This window comes from Micromonospora sp. NPDC049139 (genome assembly GCF_055586845.1).
The window spans coordinates 146,078-163,671 of sequence record NZ_JBVJHK010000013.1; the positions used below are offsets into that span (position 1 = coordinate 146,078).

The 17,594-nt window shown below is 70.8% G+C and carries 14 protein-coding genes; 8 read left to right on the plus strand and 6 right to left on the minus strand.

The genetic code is table 11. The annotated features are described in order from the left end of the window. Positions 1-59: 59 nt before the first annotated feature. Positions 60-932, plus strand: coding sequence for a PQQ-dependent sugar dehydrogenase (locus ACZ6Q9_RS21790; protein WP_396830043.1), 873 nt, complete (start codon positions 60-62; stop codon positions 930-932). A gap of 325 nt (positions 933-1,257) precedes the next feature. Here the strand turns inward: ACZ6Q9_RS21790 and ACZ6Q9_RS21795 are convergent, their stop codons facing one another. From ACZ6Q9_RS21795 to ACZ6Q9_RS21805, 3 genes are all read right to left on the minus strand, one after another. Beyond that, a complete protein-coding gene (locus tag ACZ6Q9_RS21795) occupies positions 1,258-2,334 on the minus strand; it encodes a GH25 family lysozyme (protein WP_396830044.1) in 1,077 nt (358 codons plus the stop codon). Between the two features lie 168 nt (positions 2,335-2,502). Beyond that, positions 2,503-2,766, minus strand: a complete 264-nt coding sequence (locus tag ACZ6Q9_RS21800; RefSeq protein ID WP_396830045.1) for a hypothetical protein — start codon at positions 2,764-2,766, stop codon at positions 2,503-2,505. Between the two features lie 44 nt (positions 2,767-2,810). Next, positions 2,811-3,857 (minus strand): M23 family metallopeptidase, encoded by a 1,047-nt coding sequence (locus tag ACZ6Q9_RS21805; protein WP_396830046.1) that lies wholly within the window; start codon positions 3,855-3,857, stop codon positions 2,811-2,813. 348 nt (positions 3,858-4,205) lie between these two features. Here ACZ6Q9_RS21805 and ACZ6Q9_RS21810 point away from each other — a divergent pair, with 348 nt between their 5' ends. The 7 genes from ACZ6Q9_RS21810 to ACZ6Q9_RS21840 all read left to right on the plus strand — a co-directional run bounded on the left by ACZ6Q9_RS21810 (position 4,206) and on the right by ACZ6Q9_RS21840 (position 13,061). Further along, the gene (locus tag ACZ6Q9_RS21810) at positions 4,206-5,252 is read left to right on the plus strand and encodes a sensor histidine kinase (protein ID WP_396830047.1); all 1,047 of its coding nucleotides are present in this window, start codon (positions 4,206-4,208) and stop codon (positions 5,250-5,252) included. Further along, positions 5,245-6,342: a hypothetical protein gene (locus ACZ6Q9_RS21815; protein WP_396830048.1), complete on the plus strand. Its 1,098-nt coding sequence runs from the start codon at positions 5,245-5,247 to the stop codon at positions 6,340-6,342. The genes ACZ6Q9_RS21810 and ACZ6Q9_RS21815 overlap by 8 nt, the downstream gene beginning before the upstream one ends. Next, on the plus strand, positions 6,321-6,977 hold the full coding sequence (locus ACZ6Q9_RS21820) for a DNA-binding response regulator (RefSeq protein WP_396830049.1): 657 nt from the start codon (positions 6,321-6,323) through the stop codon (positions 6,975-6,977). The genes ACZ6Q9_RS21815 and ACZ6Q9_RS21820 overlap by 22 nt, the downstream gene beginning before the upstream one ends. A gap of 332 nt (positions 6,978-7,309) precedes the next feature. Next, positions 7,310-8,200: a peptidoglycan DD-metalloendopeptidase family protein gene (locus ACZ6Q9_RS21825; RefSeq protein WP_396830050.1), complete on the plus strand. Its 891-nt coding sequence runs from the start codon at positions 7,310-7,312 to the stop codon at positions 8,198-8,200. A gap of 452 nt (positions 8,201-8,652) precedes the next feature. After that, a complete protein-coding gene (locus ACZ6Q9_RS21830) occupies positions 8,653-10,029 on the plus strand; it encodes an FAD-dependent oxidoreductase (RefSeq protein ID WP_396830051.1) in 1,377 nt (458 codons plus the stop codon). A gap of 172 nt (positions 10,030-10,201) precedes the next feature. Then, a complete protein-coding gene (locus tag ACZ6Q9_RS21835) occupies positions 10,202-11,572 on the plus strand; it encodes an outer membrane protein assembly factor BamB family protein (protein WP_396830052.1) in 1,371 nt (456 codons plus the stop codon). Positions 11,573-11,837: 265 nt separating this feature from the next. Beyond that, positions 11,838-13,061, plus strand: coding sequence for a multidrug effflux MFS transporter (locus ACZ6Q9_RS21840; protein WP_393267275.1), 1,224 nt, complete (start codon positions 11,838-11,840; stop codon positions 13,059-13,061). Positions 13,062-13,113: 52 nt separating this feature from the next. Here ACZ6Q9_RS21840 and ACZ6Q9_RS21845 read toward each other — a convergent pair whose 3' ends face one another. The 3 genes from ACZ6Q9_RS21845 to ACZ6Q9_RS21855 form a co-directional block, all read right to left on the minus strand. Then, complete coding sequence (locus ACZ6Q9_RS21845) at positions 13,114-16,014, minus strand: M48 family metalloprotease (protein ID WP_396830053.1); 2,901 nt, start codon at positions 16,012-16,014, stop codon at positions 13,114-13,116. Continuing rightward, positions 16,014-16,550, minus strand: coding sequence for a hypothetical protein (locus tag ACZ6Q9_RS21850; protein ID WP_393267280.1), 537 nt, complete (start codon positions 16,548-16,550; stop codon positions 16,014-16,016). Before ACZ6Q9_RS21850 ends, ACZ6Q9_RS21845 begins: the two co-directional genes overlap by 1 nt. A 160-nt stretch (positions 16,551-16,710) precedes the next feature. Then, positions 16,711-17,583 (minus strand): amidohydrolase family protein, encoded by an 873-nt coding sequence (locus ACZ6Q9_RS21855; protein WP_396830055.1) that lies wholly within the window; start codon positions 17,581-17,583, stop codon positions 16,711-16,713. Positions 17,584-17,594: the final 11 nt, after the last annotated feature.

A 17,594-nucleotide genomic window follows, 5' to 3' on the forward strand; every position in this document is an offset into this window, starting at 1 on the left:
CTGTCCCTGGCGGGCGACGCCGGCATCAACTGGCGTGTGTCGAGGACCCGGGGTACGCCATGAGAAGACGCAGCGTTGTCGCCGGTATCGCCCTCGCCCTCGCCCTCGCCCTCGCCCTCGCCGTCTGCGTCAGCGTCGCCGGGCCGCCCGCCACGGCGACCGCCCACGAGCCCACCGGCGAGCGCGGATTCGGCTGGCACGGATTCGACTTCACCCGACCGGAGACCGTCGCCACCGGCCTCGAAGCGCCGTGGGGGCTGGACTTCCTGCCCGACGGCAGCGCACTCGTCACCGAGCGGAACAGCGGGCGGGTCCTGCGGGTACGTCGTGGGCCGGCCCCGCAGCAGGTCGCGCAGATCTCGGGGGTCGTCGCGACGGGCGAGGTCGGACTGCTCGGGTTGGCCGTCTCGCCCTGGTACCGCACCGACGGCCACGTGTACGCGTACCTCACCTCCAGCACGGACAACCGGATCGTCCGCTTCCGCCTCACCGCGCCGCAGGTCCAGCAGCCGATCCTCACCGGGCTCGCCCGGTCCGGCGCGCACAACGGCGGGCGCATCGCGTTCGGCCCGGACGGGATGCTCTACGCGGGCGTCGGCGACGCCGGACAGCCGGCCACCGCCCAGGACCCGTCGCACCGCAACGGGAAGAACCTGCGGATGCGGCCGGACGGCAGCGTGCCCTGGAGCAATCCGACCGCCGGGTCCCTGGTCTACAGCCTCGGCCACCGCAACGTGCAGGGCCTGGCCTGGGACTGGCGGGGCCGGCTCTACGCGACCGAGTTCGGTTCGAGCCGCTTCGACGAGGTCAACCGCATCGTGCCGGGCGGCAACTACGGCTGGCCGGTGGTGGAGGGAGTGGCCGACGACCCGCGCTTCCGCGACCCGATCGTGACGTGGACGCCCGCCGAGGCGTCGCCAGCGGCGTGGTGATCGTGGGCAGGACGCTCTACGTCGCCGCCCTGCGCGACGTTGGCGGCGATCTGGGGTGCGGTGGCGGCGATGAGGGCGGCGCAGTGTGAGGGGCAGGGTGGCGCCGAGGCCCATTTCAGGTAGGGGTGTCCACATCCTCCGGGGGAAAGCCCAACCCTCGGTGCTCTGTTGGTCACCGTGGCTGGGCTGTGCCGGCGGTATCGGTGCCGGCGCAGCCCAGTCGTGGGTGGTTGGGTCTCCTCGTGCCGGGTGGACATAGCGAGTGGGGTTCGCGGTTCGTGGTTTCCGTGCCGAGGCTTGGTTGGCGGCGGTGGTCTGGGAGGGGTCAGTCCCACTGGTCCTGGTTGAGGAAGCGGGCGAAGCCCCGCCACGAGTTCGGTCCCATCACCCCGTCGATCGGGCCGGTGTAGCCCCAGCCGGAGGCGAGTCGCTGCACCGCCTTCCAGGTGTTCGGCCCCGGTACGCCGTCGATGGGGCCGGTGTAGCCGTAGTTGCGCATGGCTCGTTGCAGCGCGGCGTACGTGTTCACGCCGGGCACTCCGTCGATCGGGCCGGTGTAGCCGGCGGTGATCCGTAGCCAGTTCTGCATCCGTTGGTAGAAGATCGGGCCGGGGATGCCGTCCTGCTCGGTGGTGGTCTTGGGCAGTGGGTCGTCCGGCGGCGGGTCGACCGGTGCGCCGTCAACGATCTCGAACGCGCTCGGCTTGGCCACGTTCAGGTCCACGGATGCGATACCGCCTGTCGATCCGGACGAACTGTACTGGTGCGCACTCCATGTCGGGTAGGCGCCGCCCAGGTTCGGCTCTCCGGGGTAGCTGCCGTTGTTGGCGCCCCACGACGCCACCCAGAGCTTCACGCCGGCCGCGATCGTTCGAGGCCACGTCCCGGAGCGCAGGTCTGCCGCACCCATGTACAGCCAGGGCACGTGGTTGCCGATCCGGTCGCGAATGCGCTGGAAGAATGTCGCGACCTCGGTGTCGTTCCACAGCCTCGTCGAGTCGTCGAGCACCTCGTTGTCCAGCGCGATCACGTCGCCAGGCCGATAGTCGTGCAGGTGGTCGGCAAAGTAGTCGGCAGCCTGAACGGGGGCTTGGAAGTCTCCAGCGAGCCAGTAGTGGCCAACCTTGAGCCCCGCTGCCCGTGCACCATCCACCTGGATCGCGTACTGCGAGCCGGTGTACGGGCCCTCCGACAGTTGGGAGCCGCCAGCCTTCACGATCACGAACTGGTAGCCGTCGGCGCCGACATCGGTGAAGTCGATACCGGCTTGCCAGGTAGAAACGTCAATGCCGGACACCGTGCCGGCCGGCAGCGCTGCGGCGGCAGGGGCCGCCGCTGCGCTCACCGGCAACACGAAGGCAACTGCGGCCACCACCGCAAGCCGCCCCAGGAAAGCGGTCATGTTGATTCTCCCGTCGAAAGGTCCCTGCTAAATCAGGCCTAACTTGCGTCCGGCTGCTATTCGCCGCTCACCGCACCCTGATCCGCCTGACTGAACTCGTCCGGCGTCAGCGCCACCAACGCCGCCCCGGGTGGCTACTCCCTGCCGGACGTCGAACCCCGCCCGCACTCACTTACCTTGCGCAACGACGGCACCCACACCGCCCGGGCAACGTGCGGTGTGGCTGGCCCAGGCGGTGCGGCGGGTCGGCCGGAGGCAACTGGTTCCAGCCTGGATGGTCACGGTGCCGTGGCGCGGGTCAACGGCGAGCTGTGCGCCTCCGGCCGACGCGAGCAGGTCACCGAACGCCCCGGCATCGTGCCCGCCGGCCACCGGCAGCCTGGTTTGAATCTTCGCGTCGACAAGAGGAATGTTCAGCCAAGGGTTGTCCATGGCCAGTCGGGTCGATGCCGAGCGGCTGCAGGTTCAGGATCACGTTAACGGGTGTAGAGGATTTTGATTCCGTTGGCGTTGATTGCGGCGACCGCGTTGGTGCCCGTGAGGTTGGGAACGCGGAGGTTTTGCCAGCCGGTGTTGCTGGCTGCTTCGTGTACGTAGCCGTCCCGCACCGTATAGATGATCCTCGTGCCATCGGTTCTGGCGATCGCTGACACCGCGGTTCCGTGGACGGGTTGCCCGTTGTGGCCGACCAGCAGGGGCTGCCAGTTGGCGCTGCTCGACTCGTACACCGCGCCCCCACGCACCGTGTACACCACGACCGCGCCGTTGTAGGGGATCGCCGACACCGCGGAGACCTGGTCGTGGTTGGGCACCTGCAGATTCCGCCACCCGGTGTTGCTGGCTGCCTCATATAAACGACCATCGCGCACCGTGTAGACAATCTTGGTGCCGTCCGCGCGAAGCACCGCGCTGACCGCGCCCGCGAGAACGGGTTGCCCGTCATACCCGACCGGCAACGGCCGCCAACCAGTGCTGTCCGCGGTCTCAAAGACCTGCGTATCCGCCGGGGGCGGGCTCGTTCCCGCGCCATCCAGGTAGACCAGCGGGTTGATGCGGGTGCCGCTCGGGTCGATCATGTGCCAGTGCAGGTGCGGGCCGGTTGACGAGCCGGATCCCGGTGCACCAACCGCCCCGCCGGACAACCCGACGATCTCGCCCGTGCCGACCCGCGTGCCGTTGGCCAGTAGGAACTGCGACAGGTGCAGGTACTGGGTGCGGTAGCCGTTGTCGTGCTGAACGGTGACGGTGTAGCCGCCGGTGCCGTTGTTCGGATCGTTGGTCACGACACCGCCGCCCGCAGCGGGCGGCTGCGTGCCGACGGGCATGCCGTAGTCGATGCCGCCGAGCGACCCCCGGTTGAGATGTTCCTGCCAGGTCCCAGTGATCGGATAGCCACTGAAGGGGTTGTAGAAACCCGGGACGGCTGCCTCGGCCGCGCGCGCCCCGATACCGACCGCAGTGGCGGTACCGGCCGCCACCGTTGCGTACAAGAAGGTCCGTCTGCTGAACCCGTCGCCTGCCATCAACCGACTCCCACATAGAGGGGTGCTGTGCGCCGAACCTAGACAGGGCACGAACGGCAGGCATCGTGCGTTCGACCGACGGCCATTCAGGGCAGGGAACCACTCCCCAGACACACCATCCCAGACCGTCGAGCTACATCACGCCGACGGCACCGGCCGGTGTGAAATAGGGCGGGGCTCCGTTGTTAGGGTCCTCGCGTGGTTATCGAAGCCGATCGCAGTCTCGTGACGCGGCCGCAGGCCTCCTGCTCCTGCCGCGGGACATGACAGATCGCCATGCCGTCGAGTTCAGGGCCGGGCAGCGTAGAGGCGGAGTTCCTGGCCTCAGCACGCCGGTACGCGGCGCCCATGCGTGGGTTCCTGCTATTGCTCATCAGCGCATTCGGGCTTCTGACGCTTCCCGGCGATGCCCTGCCGCAAGGGTTCGCACTGTTCGGGCTGATGGTGGTCGGTGCCGTGGTGGACTGCCAGGCCGGGTTCTCCGAGCGCGCGGCGCCACTGGCGCTTACGTTCGCGGTGGCGCGTGTTGCGGCGATCTGCGTGACGCAGGAGTGGATTGATGGAAAGCCCAATCAGTGGGCACTCAACGCGCTGACCACGACGTCGATCACTCTGCAGTGGGACTGGCCGCCGAAGGTGTCGCTGCCCGTCACGGCCGGGCTGCTCGTGGTCGGCTTCGCCGTGGTTGGCGTCGACGAGGGGAGCGCGGTCGGCCTGCGGCTGCTGCTCGAGTGCGTCATGGCGCGTCTGGCGTTCGTGTTGTTGCAGCGGTCCAGCAGGCGCGTGGACGTGTTGCGGGCACGCCGGGCAGCGCTGGCGCGGGCCGAGGCGGTGGCGGTGGCGCGGCACTCGCAGGAACGAGAGCTCCTCGCGTTGTTGCACGACACGGCCTCGGCGACGTTTCTCCTGGTAACGGCGCACGGCCGGGACATCGACCCCAGGCAGGTGGCCGAGTACGCACGGCACGACCTGACCGTGCTCACAGGCGCAACGGGTGGACAAGCCTCGCAGGACAGCCTGGTCGACCTGAATGCCGCGCTGCGCTCCGTCGTGGACCGAACTCCACTGACCGTCGACGTCCTCTGGCGGGAAGGGGCGGTGGTGCCCGCGTCGGCGGCACTCGCGCTGGTGCGGGCGGTACGTGAAGCACTGGCCAACGTCGAGCGGCACGCCGGCGTACGCGACGCCACGCTGAGCATCCACGTCGAGGAGGATCGCGTAGTCGTTGCGGTCGACGACGCGGGCGTGGGGTTCTGCCCTGGCGAGGTGCCGCACTCCCGCCGCGGCATTCGCGGCTCGATCGTCGAACGCATGACCGCGGCCGGCGGCAGCGCCCTGGTCAGCTCGCGCCGCGGTACGGGGACCTCGGTGCGGCTGGTGTGGCCCGGTGCCTGAGAGCCGCGCCGCGCGCGACCATGTGCACCCAACGATGCGGATTGCGCTGCTGTGCATCACCGGCGTCGTGCAATTCGGGCTGTGTGTATGGCCGCTGATTGAATATGAGTACCAGCCGAGGTGGGTCGCCGTGGCCGCCTTCACGGCACTGGCGCTGGTCACGGCGGCCTGTGGCGTGTGGGTGGTGCGCCGACAGCCCATACCGGCCGTCGTCGTGGTGGTCGGCACGGCGGTCACGCTGGGAGCCTCGGCCGGTGCCACCCGCGTCCTGCCACCGGGCCAGCACTTCGGCACACCGGACTGGTCGTTCGGCCTGGTGGGGTGGCATCTGTTGCTGCTGCTCCTGGACCGCGTGCCCGTGCTGCTCACCGCCATGGCCGTGCATCTGACGGCGAGCGTTGGCCAATTCCTGTTGGCGGTCATGCCGGACCGCGCGGGGATCGGTGCCGCGGGCATCGTCGCGTTCGGCACTGCCAGCATCCAGCTGGCGGTCGTGCCGATCTCGCGGATGCTGCACCACAGAACCCGTCAGGCGATGTCAGTGGCCGCCGAGCAGGAGCAGCTGATCACCAGGGTGATGGCGGTCGAGCAGTGGGATCGGGAACAGCGCACCGTCTTCGCCGGGCAGTTGGGCGTGACACTGCCGCTGCTGGCGGACTTGGCCGATGGCGTGCTGGACCCCCGCGACGACGACACCCGACGACGGTGCTCCCTTGCGGCGACCCAGCTCCGCAGGTTGTTCGCTGAGAACGACGAGGTCCCTGATCCGCTGGTGCACGAAGTCACCGCGTGTGTCGATGAGGCCGAACGACGCGGCATCGAGGTGTCGCTGGCGGTCAGCGGCGCGGCCGTGGCGGTGCCCCCCGACGTGCGTCGGGAACTCACCAGCCCCGTCGTGGCGACGTTGGCTGCGGCACGGTCCCACGCGCGGGTGAGTGTGCTGCGCACCCACGAGGACGTGCGGGTCGCCGTGATGGCGGACGTCGGCACCGACGTGGTCACCGCAGCCTCCGCACAGGTCGTAGTCGACTGTGACACCTATGGCGAGTCCGTGCGAATGGAGGCCAGATGGCAGACGAGGAGCAGCTGAGCGCCGTAATCGTCGATGACCACCCAGCCGTGCTGGCCGGGGTGACCCACTGGCTGTCCTCCGGCACACCGCCGATACGGGTGGCCGCCTCGGGCAGTGACGTCCGCGTCGCGTGGCTCGGTGAAGGTGCCCAGGCCGACGTGGTCATCCTCGACCTGCACCTGGGCGGACCGACCCCGGCGATGGGCGACCTACGCAGACTGGTGCAGGCGGGGCGGCGGGTCGTCGTCTACTCGATGCGCGCTGACGACGTGATCGCACTTCAGTGCCTGGAGTTGGGCGCGCTGAGCTACCTGACGAAGGCTGAGGGCACCGAGCATCTCCTCAATGCCACCAGGGCCGCAGCGGCCGGCCAGGCGTACACCGCGCCATCCCTGGCGGGCGCGCTCGCCGGCGACCGCTCCGCCCACCGGCCGGTGTTGTCGGCGCGCGAGACCGAGGTGCTGATCCAGTGGTTCCAGTCGCAATCCAAGGAGTTCGTGGCTCAGCGCCTGGGGATTTCGCTGAGCACGGTCAACTCCCATCTGGAGCATATTCGGATCAAGTACGCGATGCGCGGCCGGGCGGCCCCCACCAAGGCGATGTTGGTAGCGCGCGCCATCCAGGATGGGTTGATCCAGGTCGACGATCTGTGATGGTGTGCGTGGTTGGCTTCCTGCCAGGACGGCTGTCGGTCGAACGCACGCCTCGCCCGTCCTCGACGACTGCGGTCAGCTGGCGTGCCTTCCTGGCCGACGCGCCAACGTCGGCCTTCATCCCGTCACCACGAGCCCGATCGGCCAGCATCGCGATCACGGCTCATCCGTCACCGCACCCACCGGCCACACGGCCGGCTCCTGCCCCGAGGTGGCCTCGGTCGCCATCTGGCGCCTTTCCCCTGATCGGTCGATCAACCGATATTTGTACAGCCCGATGCCCCTAGTCTCGTCGCCATCCACGCACGACAATGACGGATGAGGAGCCGATGATGGGTGAGGAGATTCAGCCCAACTGCTGTGGCGGTGCGACAGACCGGCCACCGGCCGGGCTCAGCCGCCGTACGTTGCTGCGCAGTACGACGTTGACCGCCGGTGCCCTCGTTGTCGGTGGTGGGATCGTCGGTCTTCCCGGGACCGCCCAGGCGGCACCGGTGATCTACAACCCGTTCACCGGCTACCCGATCACCGGAACCTGGCAGGACCACCTCGACTACGGGTCGCTCGGCGGGATCGACTTCGGGATGGGGGTCGGCACCGCGCTGCCGGCCTGCGGCGCCGGCACGATCCAGAACATCCCCTACAACGGGACGGGCGGGCACACCGTCACGATCTACCACGCGGACGGTTACCGCAGCCAGTACATGCACCTGTCACAGTTTCTGCTGGCCAACGGGACCGCGGTCGGCGCCGGGACGATCGTGGGACGGTCGGGCGGCGCTGTGGGTGCCCCCGGGTCGGGCAGCTCCACCGGCCCGCACCTGCACTGGCACATGATCAACCCGAGCGGGATACGCATCAACCCGCTGACCTACATCAGCCAGAACCCGGGTGGCGGCGGCCTGCCCAAGACGACCACCGAGCAGGACGGCATCCCCGGCCCGATCTTCTACCAACGGATGCAGAACTGGCTACGGATCACCGCCGGCTACACCGGCCCGATCGACGGAGTGCCCGGCGTGAACACGTACGCCGCGCTGCAACGAGCCATGCGCAACTACGGCTACACCGGCCCCATCGACGGCGTACCGGGGCCGAACACCTGGAAGGCGGTGCAGCGACTCGCCTCCGGCTGGGGCTACACCGGCCCGATCGACGGGGTGATGGGACCGAACTCGTGGCGGGGCTTCGCCCGCTTCCTCAACCAGGACCAGTGGGACTGATCCCTCCCCAGACCACCGCCGCCAACCAAGCCTCGGCACGGAAACCACGAACCGCGAACCCCACTCGCTATGTCCACCCGGCGCGAGGAGACCCAACCACCCACGACTGGGCTGCGCCGGCACCGATACCGCCGGCACAGCCCAGCCACGGTGACCAACAGAGCACCGAGGTTCCAGAAGATGTGACGGTCTCACCGCCCGGGTCTGACTCCGAGGTGAGGGGGCTGTCAGGCCGGAAACACCGTTAGATCCACAGACCCGCCCCGGCCGGGCGCCAAGAGCCCGCCTTCGACTTGGCCCGCACCGACCAGCGAGGACCGCGCCGGTCAACTGCCGAGCTGTGCGACGATCGACGAGCGTCATGTCGGCCGGTCTGTCCCGTGGGGCCGCGTACGCGCAGGCCGCTCGGCAGGCGCGTGCGCAGCACCTCTCGTACCCCCTTGGAGAGCACGATGCCCCTCTCCCCGACCAGGGTCTTCGCCGCGTTGAACGCCGTGCGACCACCCGCCCGGCAGTCTCCGGTCATGGGCAGGGCCGTCGTGGTCGGCGGCAGTGTCGCCGGCCTGCTGGCCGCCCGGGTGTTGTCCGACCACGCGGAGAGCGTCGTCGTCGTCGACCGGGACGACCTGCATCTGACCGGCGGTCGGCGGGGCGTGCCACAGGGGACGCAGTTGCACGCGCTCCTGCCCGGCGGCTTCCTCCAGCTCGAACGCCTGTTTCCCGGCTTCCGCGAACAGGCGCTGGCCCAGGGAGCGATCGAGGCTCCCCCCGGGACCAGACGCGCCTACCTCGACGGCCGGCTGAAGGTCGTCGTGCCCGACGACGCCGACAGCCTGACGGGCACCCGACCGCTGCTGGAGGGGCTGATCCGTCAGCAGGTGCTTCGACTGCCCAACGTCAAGACGGTCGTGGCCCGCGCCACGGGTCTCGTGCTCGACGGTGGTGCGGCCACCGGCGTCCGCTGCGACGTCGGCGGGGTGCCCGGCGTCGAGATCGGTGACTTCGTGGTGGACGCCATGGGGCGTTCGAGCAGGCTGTCCGAGTGGCTGGAGCACGCCGGCTGGGACCGCCCCGTCACGCGGCGGATGACCGTGAACCTGAACTACGCGACTGCCCTGTTCCGACGCCGGGAGCCGGCTCCCGACCTCACGGTCGTCATGGCGCTGCACACTCCGGGGACGCCGCCGGACGTGGCCGGTGCCGCGGTCTTCGCCGTCGAGGACGGCCGGTGGATGGCGATGATGGCCGGGTACGGAGACAACCGCCCGGGAAGCACCGCCGAGGATTTCGTGCGGCGGCTGCGGGACCAGTTCCCACCGGAGTTCGGTGACGTCGCCGGAAACGAGATGCTCGGCGACGTCCGGACCTACCGCCATGCCGACAGCCGGCGGCGGGACTTCCACGCGCTCAAGCGGTTCCCGGCCCGGCTGGTGAGCGTCGGCGACGCGGTCGCGTCGTTCAACCCGGTGTACGGGCAGGGGATGACGGCGGCGGCCCTGCACGCGGCCTGCCTGTCGGCGTACCTGCGGGCACGGCCGGATCCGGCCCTGCCCGCGCGCCGGTTCTTCGACTGGCAGAGGGTGGTGGTCGACGCCGCGTGGTCGACGTCCACCTCCGCCGACCTGGCCCTGCCGCACGTCGACGGGCCCTACCCGCGCGGCCACCGGTTCTCGAGTTGGATCAGCCGGCAGATCGTCACGGCGACCGTCACGGACGTGGCGGTCGCGCGGCGGTTCAACGAGGTCGTCTCCATGCGTGCGCATCCGAGGTCGCTGGCCACACCGGGCGTGGTGCTGGCCGCCCTGCGCGCCAACCGTCGGGCACCCTGACGGCGCCACCGGCACGTAGCCCGGGCCCACCGCGACGCCGCGGTCGACCTGGTCGCGATCCGGTTTCGGCCGGGACAGCTGCGGCGGTGAGTCGGGCGAGCGCTTCAGGTCGGCGCCCGGGTGCGGGCGGGTCCTACGGTGGGGCCTTCGCCACCGATCGAAGGAGAGACCGTTGTCACCGTCGTACCGCCCGCCTCGATGGAGCCTCGCCGGAACGGCCCTGAGCCTGGTCCTCGGGCTCGCCGCGTGCGCCGGGCCTCGGGCGGAGCCGCCGGAGCGGCCTGCGCCGCAGATCGAGGTGAGCCAGGAGACCCTACGGGGCCGGGGCAGCCGGCCGGGGCAGGAGGGCCCCGACCCGGTCTGGTCGGTGTCGGTCAACCGGCTCGTCGATCAGCTGGCGCAGATCGGCCAGCTGATCGTCGTGCCCGACGAGCGGGAACTCCGGGCGGTGGACCGGTCCACCGGGCAGGACCGGTGGCGCCATCCGTTCCCGACGAGCTATCAGTACGCGGTCACCGACGGTCTGATCGTCGCGAGCGCCAGCGACGGGGGACCGCTGGAGGTGCTCGACGCGGTCACCGGCGCCACCCGCTGGCGGGCCGAGGACACCCAGGACGTCATCGTCCAGCAACAGGTCGTCTACAACAAGGAGTGCGTAGGCACAGGGCAGTCGGCGAAGTGCGTGGTCATTGCCCGGGACGTCCGGGACGGCCGTCAGCTCTGGAAACTGGCCGCCGACCGGTTCGCCCGGGTGACCGACGTCGCGCTCGGTGCGCGTATGCCGTATGCCCCGCCCACCGGCCGGTACGTGGCGGTGCGGCTGAGCGCGTCCGCCCCTACCTACACGGCAGTCGCGACCACCACCGGCAAGGCTGGGGCCGGGCGGTTGCCGAGCCGGGCCTGGTACGGCTTCGTCGCAGGCGACCTGCTGGTGACCACCGACAACGATCCACCCCGGGGTGATCGGCAGTGCACCGTCAGCATCGACACCGTCAACGCGGCAACCGGTGCCAGAGGCTGGTCCGGTGAGGTCTTCAGCGGGCGTAACGAGGATGGTGAGTGCGTCAAGCGGTTGACGAACCATCAGAGCGGGCTGGTCCTGATCGGGGCCGGCACCCGGCTCGTCGCGGTCAGCGCGACCGGCCGGCCACAGTTGGTGGACCTGCGCAACGGCAAGGCGGAGTGGGAGGGTGCCACCTCCGGCGTACCGATCGACGGGGACGACCGGTCGGTGCTGGTGCGGCGCAACGCCGACGAGGGTGAGCTGGAGCTGCTCGACATGACCACCGGCGCGTCGCGGTGGACCGCGCCGGATCCGGGGCTCTCCGGTGGGTCGGCGAGCTGGCGGTCGACCGTGACCGGACGGTTCGTGGCGGTCAGCGCTGCGACGGGCGGCCGGCCGTTCGTGATCGTCTACGACGTGCCGACCGGCCACCAGCTCGGCCGTTACCCCGGTTGGCTCGCGGGCGCCGGGGACGACTGGGTCGCGGTGAGCCATCCCGGGGGATCGGACGGGATCACCCTGGACCTGCACACCTTCTGAACCGGTCCGTCCCGCCGGCCGCGTTCGTTCACCTGGTAGGCGACGTCCGGTCTCTGCAGATTGGCCGCCGAGCAGAGAGGCCGCGGTGTGATCTCCGTTGCGTCCTGGCCCGCGGGGGAATGAGATCACCGGACCGGGATTTGGAGCCAGTTATGACTTCTGCACAGTCCCCGCGGCTGCGGGTCGACCGGTCGGAGACGATCCGATGACCGCTACCGTCGATGCTCCCGCTGGTCCCGCCGCCGCGGGGACGCCGGGTGACCTGATGAGCGCTCGGCAACGCCTGCGGCTCGTCCTCGTGCTCGGGTCGCTGATCGCGGTGGGTCCGCTGACCATCGACATGTACCTGCCCGCGCTGCCCGCGATCGTCGCGGACTTCCAGACCACGTCGGCGGCGGTCCAACTCACCCTCACCGGCACGCTGGCGGGCCTCGCCGTCGGCCAGTTGCTGATCGGCCCGCTGTCCGACGCCGTCGGACGGCGCGTGCCGCTGATCGCCGGTATCGCGCTGCACGTCGTGGCGTCGGTGCTCTGCGTCCTCGCACCGAACATCGCGGTACTCGGTGTGTTGCGGGTGGTGCAGGGCCTCGGCGTGGCGGCGGCCTCGGTGGTCGCGATGGCCGTGGTCCGCGACCTGTTCAGCGGCGCGGCCTTCGCCACGCTGCTCTCCCGGCTGCTGCTGGTCATGGGGGCGGCGCCGATCCTCGCCCCGACCCTCGGTGGCGGGTTGCTGCGCTGGACGGACTGGCGCGGCGTGTTCGTGGCCCTGGCCGTCCTCGGGGTGCTGCTCGTCGTGGTCGCCGCGCTCGGGCTGCGCGAGACGCTGCCGGCGGACCGGCGGCAGCGCGGCGGGGTGGTCGCGACCGTTGTCGTGTACGGCTCGCTGCTGCGGGACCGCACGTTCGTGGGCCTCGTCCTGGTCGCCGGGCTCGCCATGGCGGCGTTGTTCGCCTACGTGGCCGGGTCGTCGTTCGTCCTGCAGGAGCAGTACGGGCTGAACGAGCAGCAGTTCGGGCTGGCCTTCGGTGCGGGCGCGGTGGGGCTGATCGCGGCGACGCAGTTCAACGTACGGCTGCTGCGCCGCTATTCGCCGCAGCGGATCCTCGTCGTCGCCCTGGCTGTGGGAACGGGCGCCGGTGTGGCGCTGCTCGCCTTCGCCGCGACGGGGCTCGGCGGTCTGCCGAGCCTGCTGGCGTCGTTGTGGGTGGTGCTCGCCGCGGCGGGGCTTGCGATGCCGAACGCGCCGGCCCTGGCCCTGTCCCGGCACGGGGAAGCGGCCGGTACCGCATCGGCCCTGCTCGGCGCGGTGCAGTTCGGCGTCGGCGCGCTGGCCGCGCCCCTGGTGGGCGTGCTGGGCACGGGCGCGGTCGCCATGGCCCTCGTGGTCGCGGGTGGCATGGTGGCGGCGACGGCCGTCCTGCTCGTGGTGGTGCGGCCGTCCCGGCTCGCCGAACTGGAACCGGCGGCGGTGGTCGTGGCAGCGCACTGAGGAGCTGCCGTGTTTCGTGGCCGGGCGGCGGTCGCGTCGCCGCCCGGCGCTGTCACGGGCGCCTCAGGCCGCCGTCTCGCAGCACCACGTCGGTCCGGTCGAGCAGCGACGTGAGGGCGTCGCTGGCCTTGGCGATGCTGTCGTTTGATGCCGTGAAGAGGGCGGAATCCCCCTGGTCCAGCGATTGTTGGCACTCCTGACTGCCCTTTGCCGCTTGTTCGATGAACCTGCGCCAGAGCACCTGGCCCTGAGGGTCGGGCACCCGGAAGTAGCGGTCGGCGTCCCGCGCGACCTGACCGATGTCGGCACAGATCGGCCGGAACGTGGCCGGGTCGATCTCGGCGCGTGCGCTGTTCGCGGCGTCTGCGGCGTCCGCGGCCTGGATCTGTGCCGTACCGAGGCGTTCGAGGGCATCGGCGTAGCGCCTCACCAGGTCCCCTGCGCCGAGGTTCTTCCACGCGAGCACCTGCATGGCTCTTGTCTCGGCGGACACCGCCGGCGGCTCACCAACGGGCACCATGAGCTGCACGTTGGCCGCGGCCTCACGTTTCGAGGAGCGCTTCATGTCCAGCAGGCTCGCTTCCTCCAGCACGGTGACCCCCACCGCGGCGGCGCACAACACACCGACGCACAGCCGTCGGGCGACCAACCCGCCCCGTCCTTCCCTCGCTGGACGCGCTTTGGCGGCGTGGTGCCCTCCGGGTGTCCACACCTGGCGGATCGCGGAAACGGTTGCGGCCGCGATGACGGCCGTGACCGCGGTGACCACGAGAACCTGGCCCACGAGAAGCTGGACCAGCGGCCAGGCCGCGGCAGGACGCCACTGGCAGGACGACGCCAGGGTGTTCAGTAGTGGAACGCACCCGTCGAACGACAGGAGGACGAACCACCCGCAGAGGCCGATCAACGCCGCGAGCTCGGCGGTGATGATCGCGATGAGCAGCCGGTGGCGACTCGCGACCACGCTCGCGGCGACGGCGGCTGCCGTGGCCGCCGTCACCAGGGCCACCAACACCCAGCCCTCGTAGATCCAGAGGTACAGGCCGCCCCGCTGCCCACGCGGTGGTTGCCAGGAATGCATGTACGCCGCCGCGCCCGCGACGGCCACCCAGCCCGACACCCCGCCCAGCGCCGCGACTCCGAGCATCCCTCGTAGCGGCGGCAGCTCCACAGGTGGCTCCGCCGCGGCCGGCTCCCGCAGCGCGCCGGGCACCCAGCGGAGCGTGGCCGTAGCCCGTCGGCTCGTCCAGGCCAGCAGCGGCACGGCCCACAGGGCCGCGACCATCGGTAGGACGAGGGGCTGGTCCAGGCTGTGCAACAGCGGGTGGACGATGCCGATCACGCTGGCCGCGGCAGGATGGTCGGTCACCTCGCCGGGGTAGTCGCGCTCCAGCAGTGCACGCGTGTCGAACACCGGCCCGTTCAGGTACTGAGAGCCCCACTCGCGCCACCACGTGAACCATGCCGACAACACAAGGCACGCGGATGCCAACCCCGCCAGCATCACCGGCCGGATCGTCCGGCCCGGCCATGCCCTGAGCCACAGGTGGGCGCACTGCGCGACCCACCAGGTGAACGCCGTCCCGGCGAGAACCACCAGCACCAGGATCGCGGGGCGTTGGGGCAGCCACTCGGTGAGCACGATGTCGTTCAGCACCAGCTCGCCGGCCATCATCCCCGTTCCCAGCCACAGCCCTGCCCGCAGGCCGGAGGGCACACGCCGCCCGGTGAGCACGGCATGGGCCACGGCACGCCACAGGGCGACCCCCACCAGCCCGGTGACCAGCCCCGCCGCCGCGACAGCCGCCACCTGGCCGAGCCACGGGCGGGTCAAATCGGACATGCTCAGGTACAACCGCACCTGGGAGTTGATCAGAGTCGCGGCGACCCCGGTCAGGAACATCGGCAGCGACCGCAGACCGAACAGCACCGCCGGATCGTCCAGCGCCTCTCGGCGCAGGTCCCATCGCGGATGGGTGCGCCACAGCTCGACGAACGAGGCGCCCAGCCGCCTCAGTCTCCCCTCGGGCGGGCCCGGGGTCGCCACCGCCCAGGGGCGGGGGTCGGCACCCCATCGCGCCGCGGCCAGATCGGCGTAGATCTCCCGGCTGCGCAGCACGTCCGACCGCGCGAGATGGATCAGCGCCACCAGGAAGACCGCCAGCACGAGGTTACGGGTCGCCATCGGCACCGCACCGGACCACTCCGGCGACCACGGCCCACCTGGGAACGCGATGATCCACCACACGACGTAGGGGAGGAGCACCACCGCCAGGAACACCCGCCACACCGCCACCGTGGCGTAGGCGAGGGTGACGTCGCCGTTGCGGATGTGGGCGAACTCGTGCAGCAGCACCGCCCGGAACGCCTCGGGATCGGTGGCCCTGCGGGCGAGCAGGCCACCGTGCAGGCACACCGTCGGCCGGCGGTTGCGGCCGAACACCACCGCCCCGGTCGAGGCCGCCGCCGGATCCACGACGACATTCGGCGTACGGGCCAGACCAGCCGACGCCGCCAGACTCTCCACGGTGCGCAGGATCTCGCCGTCACGGTCGATCGCCGTCAGCGGGACGACCCGGCCACGCCGCGCCTTCCAGAGATGCAGGCACCAGAACAGCACGCTGGCCAACACCACCAGCAGAGCCGGCCACGCCAGGCGGATCCACCACGGCAGCGGTCGCTCATGGCGGGCGATGCACGCCTCGTAGGCAGCCACGTTGGCCATGAAGCTGGCCTCGCCGGCCGCGCTGTAGGCATCGTTGGGATCCATCCCGGTGGCGAGCAGGCAGGCGAAGCCCTCCACGCTGTCGGTGTCGGAGAGCCACGCGGTGACGTTGGCCGTCATGGTCGCGCTGCTCACCAGCAGCAAGACCACCAGCAGCGCGAACCGCACGGTCGTGCCGGCACCCATCGCCCGCTCGTCGACCCGCGACCGGGCAGGCTCGGCGACCATCACGCCCTGTCCCCGGGCCCGGGCCTGTCCGGGCTCACGGGCTCCGGCACGGGTGTCGCCGGCGCGGTCAGCGCCAGCCGGGTCACCAGCGCGTCGGCGATCGCCGTGGCCCGCTCGTCGTCCAGGCCGCGCTGCACGGCGATCTCCAACACTCGCTGCCGTACGTCGCCGAGTTGCTCGCGGGTCAACGCGGGGATCTCCACGGGCGCGGCCCGCCGGCGAAAGACCTTGCGCAGCATGGCTTTCGTCCCCTTGGCCGCGCCATCCACAGCCGAAGCGGCAGCCCGGTCGGCGAGCTGCTGCACGACCAGCCACACCACCGGGGTCGCCAACGCCACGACCTCGCCCCACCCGAAACCCAACGGCTCACGCCGCCTGCCCCGGGTGCCCAACCGCCGCACCACCGTGGCGTCGTCGAACGCGACCAGCCCGTCCACCAGAGGCAACTCCTCCGGGGCGACCGAGGCCACCACGTCCCGGACCACCTCGCGCACCTTGACCCCGCCGGCCGCGCCTTCCTCGTCAGTAGTGGTCACCACACCTCCCCGAGCCGCCCGGAAACCGGGCGCCAATGACATGGGCACATGTGCATGTGTATCCGCACGGTGCCACTCGCCGGCCGGCCCCGGAAGCGGGTGGGAGCTCCTGACGGAATGATGGAGTGCGTTTCTCCGGGATGTGCGGACCGTTCTGGTTCTACATCTGGCGGTCGGCGGGGCGGCCGGTGGGCACCGCGACGGTGCGCTGGTCCAGGGCGCGCAGGAGGTTGGCGCCGAGGACGTCGTCGCGTTCGGCGGCGGAGAGTTCGTCGAGACCGGCCGGGTGCAGGGTCTGCGCGAACGACACGTGGTCGAGGCTGGGTGGGAAGTCCGAGCCCCAGTACAGCCGCCGGGTGCCGAAGTCCGTCACGAGCAGCTCGACGAACGGTCGTGCCGCGTCGTGCGGGTAGCCGTGGGAGGGCTCGCTGACGGCGTACAGCCCGGAGATCTTGACGCCGACGTGGGGTAGCCGCGCCAGGTGGGTGAGGGGCGTGAGCATCTCCCGCGCCTCGTCGCCGGTGGGCACCACGGGCTGCGCGCCGGGCAGCCCGAGGTGGCTGAACAGGATCGTGCACCCGTCCAGGGCGGCGAGGGCCGAGCCGAGCCGTTCGGTCGCGGCGGGTGTGGCGTTCAGGCTGAGCAGCGCGGCGGCGTTGTTCAGCGCCGACGTGTGGCGAGCCAGCCAGTCGCTGAAGCGGTCTGCCGAGGCCGGGTCGGCCAGGTAGGCGGCGATGCCCACGAAACCCGCCGACCACCAGCGGTCGAGCGAGTCTTCGTCGGCTGGTCCATCTGGTGGGACGTAGGCGACCGGCGCGATCCAGTCGTGCGCGGCGGCGAGGGCGGCCAGATGGTGGTTGTTCCCGGCGAAGCCGGCCTCGCCTTCGTAGCCGATCACCAGCGACCGGACGATGCCGTGTTCGCGGCGTAGGCCTTGGTAGACGGTCAGTTCGTCGCCGCCGGCGGGGGAGCGGCCGTAGCGGCCGGGGTAGCCGGCGGCGAACAGGTGCAGGTGGGCGTCGGCGCGTTGCATGGTTCGGACCC

Excerpts from the sequence above, each read along its gene's own strand:
- ACZ6Q9_RS21790 (WP_396830043.1), top strand. The coding sequence starts at position 60 with ATGAGAAGACGCAGCGTTGTCGCCGGTATCGCCCTCGCCCTCGCCCTC.
- ACZ6Q9_RS21795 (WP_396830044.1), bottom strand. The coding sequence starts at position 2,334 with ATGACCGCTTTCCTGGGGCGGCTTGCGGTGGTGGCCGCAGTTGCCTTC.
- ACZ6Q9_RS21800 (WP_396830045.1), bottom strand. The coding sequence starts at position 2,766 with ATGGACAACCCTTGGCTGAACATTCCTCTTGTCGACGCGAAGATTCAA.
- ACZ6Q9_RS21805 (WP_396830046.1), bottom strand. The coding sequence starts at position 3,857 with ATGGCAGGCGACGGGTTCAGCAGACGGACCTTCTTGTACGCAACGGTG.
- ACZ6Q9_RS21810 (WP_396830047.1), top strand. The coding sequence starts at position 4,206 with ATGCGTGGGTTCCTGCTATTGCTCATCAGCGCATTCGGGCTTCTGACG.
- ACZ6Q9_RS21820 (WP_396830049.1), top strand. The coding sequence starts at position 6,321 with ATGGCAGACGAGGAGCAGCTGAGCGCCGTAATCGTCGATGACCACCCA.
- ACZ6Q9_RS21825 (WP_396830050.1), top strand. The coding sequence starts at position 7,310 with ATGGGTGAGGAGATTCAGCCCAACTGCTGTGGCGGTGCGACAGACCGG.
- ACZ6Q9_RS21830 (WP_396830051.1), top strand. The coding sequence starts at position 8,653 with ATGCCCCTCTCCCCGACCAGGGTCTTCGCCGCGTTGAACGCCGTGCGA.
- ACZ6Q9_RS21840 (WP_393267275.1), top strand. The coding sequence starts at position 11,838 with ATGAGCGCTCGGCAACGCCTGCGGCTCGTCCTCGTGCTCGGGTCGCTG.
- ACZ6Q9_RS21845 (WP_396830053.1), bottom strand. The coding sequence starts at position 16,014 with ATGGTCGCCGAGCCTGCCCGGTCGCGGGTCGACGAGCGGGCGATGGGT.
- ACZ6Q9_RS21855 (WP_396830055.1), bottom strand. The coding sequence starts at position 17,583 with ATGCAACGCGCCGACGCCCACCTGCACCTGTTCGCCGCCGGCTACCCC.